This is a genomic window from Micromonospora sp. M51, from assembly GCF_018070305.1.
Lineage (GTDB): Bacteria > Actinomycetota > Actinomycetes > Mycobacteriales > Micromonosporaceae > Micromonospora > Micromonospora parva.
The window spans coordinates 1-2,291 of the sequence record NZ_JAGPXZ010000883.1 but is presented as its reverse complement, the minus strand read 5'-3'; the positions used below and the strand labels follow the sequence as shown (position 1 = coordinate 2,291).

Sequence of the window (2,291 nt, the reverse complement as noted above, 5' to 3'; positions counted from 1 at the left end):
TCTTCCTGCTGGCCGTGGTCACCCTCCAGCCGCTCGCCATCTTCTCCAAGGCGTACCAGGCGGCCGCGCCGGACAGCGGTGCGATCACCGGCTCCGGCGTCACCGGGGTCGTGCTGGTCTCGCTGCTGGTCTGCCTGATCCCCACCACCATCGGCGCGCTGCTCTCCGCCATCGGCATCGCCGGCATGGACCGCCTTGTCCAACGCAACGTGCTGGCCATGAGCGGCCGGGCCGTCGAGGCGGCCGGCGACGTCAACACCCTGCTGCTGGACAAGACCGGCACCATCACGCTGGGCAACCGGCAGGCCGCCGAGTTCGTACCGGTCGAGGGGGTCGACGCCGCGACAATTGCCGACGCCGCGCAGCTGTCCAGCCTGGCCGACGAGACCCCCGAGGGGCGTTCGGTGGTGGTGCTGGCGAAGAACGAGTTCGGGCTGCGCGAGCGGGAGCCCGGCGTGATGCCGCACGCCACCTTCGTGCCGTTCACCGCGCAGACCCGGATGAGCGGCGTCGACCTCACCCCGGACGCCAGCGTGGACGGCGGCGCGTCGGGCACCGGCCGCCGGGTCCGCAAGGGCGCCGCCGCCGCGGTGATGAAGTGGGTACGCGAGAACGGCGGCCACCCCACCGAGCAGGTCGGCGAGATCGTGGACGCGATCAGCGGCACCGGCGGCACCCCGCTGGTGGTCGCCGAACACGTCGACGGTGAGCCCGCCCGCGCGTTGGGCGTCATCCACCTCAAGGACGTGGTCAAGTCCGGCATGCGGGAGCGGTTCGACGAGATGCGCCGGATGGGCATCCGGACCGTGATGATCACCGGCGACAACCCGCGTACCGCGAAGGCGATCGCCGACGAGGCCGGGGTGGACGACTTCCTGGCCGAGGCGACGCCGGAGGACAAGCTCGCGCTGATCAAGCGGGAGCAGGAGGGTGGCCGGCTGGTCGCGATGACCGGTGACGGCACCAACGACGCGCCGGCCCTCGCCCAGGCCGACGTCGGGGTGGCCATGAACACCGGCACGTCGGCCGCCAAGGAGGCCGGCAACATGGTCGACCTCGACTCCGACCCGACCAAGCTGATCGAGATCGACGAGATCGGCAAGCAGTTGCTGATCACCCGCGGCGCGCTCACCACGTTCAGCATCTCCAACGACATCGCGAAGTACTTCGCGATCATCCCGGCCATGTTCGCCGGCCTCTACCCGAGCCTGGACGCGCTGAACATCATGCGGCTGTCCAGCCCGGAGTCGGCGATCCTGTCCGCCGTCATCTTCAACGCCCTGGTGATCATCGCGCTGATCCCGCTCGCCCTGCGGGGCGTGCGGTACCGGCCGGCCGCCGCGTCGAAGCTGCTCAGCCGCAACCTCCTGGTCTACGGGCTGGGCGGCATCATCGTGCCGTTCATCGGAATCAAGCTCATCGACCTGCTCATCCAGTTCTTCCCGGGGATTTCGTGATGCGCCTACCCACCTGGATCGCCCAACACCTCGCCGCGTTGCGCGCCGTGCTCGTCTTCACGGTGCTGCTCGGCCTGGTCTACCCGTTGGCCCTGGTGGCGCTCGGCCAGCTGCCCGGCCTCAACCACAAGGCCGACGGCTCGCTGATCGTCTCGAACGGAACGACTGTCGGCAGCGCGCTGATCGGCCAGTCCTTCACCGACGCCGACGGCAACCCCGTCCCGCGCTACTTCCAGTCCCGCCCGTCGGCCGCCGGTGACGGCTACGACCCGACCTCCACCTCGGCCAGCAACCTGGGCCCGGAGAGCGTCGTCGACACCATCGCCACCGACCCGGAGGAGTCCAGCGAAAGCCTGCTCACCCAGGTCTGCGGGCGCAGCAAGGCCGTCGGTGAACTCAACGGCGTCGACGGCAGCCGCCCGTACTGCACCGACGACGGGGTGGGTGCCGTGCTCGCGGTCTTCCGCGCGGACGGTCTGACCGGCCCGGTGACCCGGGTGGTCAGCGTCAACCAGGCCGCCCCGGCGACTCCGTTCGTCACCGAGTACCAGGGGGTGACGGTGGAGCCGGCCCAGCCCGGCGAGGACTACGTGGCCGCCGGCGGGGTGGTCACCCCGATCCGGGGCGACGCGCCCGCCGACCCGGCGGTGCCCGCCGACGCGGTCACCGCCAGCGCCAGCGGCCTCGACCCGCAGATCAGCCCGGCGTACGCGGAGTTGCAGGTGAACCGGGTCGCGCGGGAGCGCGGCGCGGACCCGGCGGCGGTTCGCAAGCTGGTCGAGGAGCACACCAGCGGCCGGGCGCTCGGCTTCATGGGGGAGCCCGGCGTGAACG

General features: G+C 71.2%; 2 protein-coding genes. Both read left to right on the top strand.

Annotated features, from left to right (window positions below):
* Positions 1-1,457: potassium-transporting ATPase subunit KdpB (gene kdpB, locus KBX53_RS30165; RefSeq protein ID WP_210863079.1), on the top strand; the 1,457-nt coding region annotated here is incomplete at its 5' end.
* The coding region (locus tag KBX53_RS30160; RefSeq protein WP_210863077.1) for a potassium-transporting ATPase subunit C at positions 1,457-2,291 on the top strand (835 nt) is incomplete at its 3' end. The genes kdpB and KBX53_RS30160, both read left to right, overlap by 1 nt.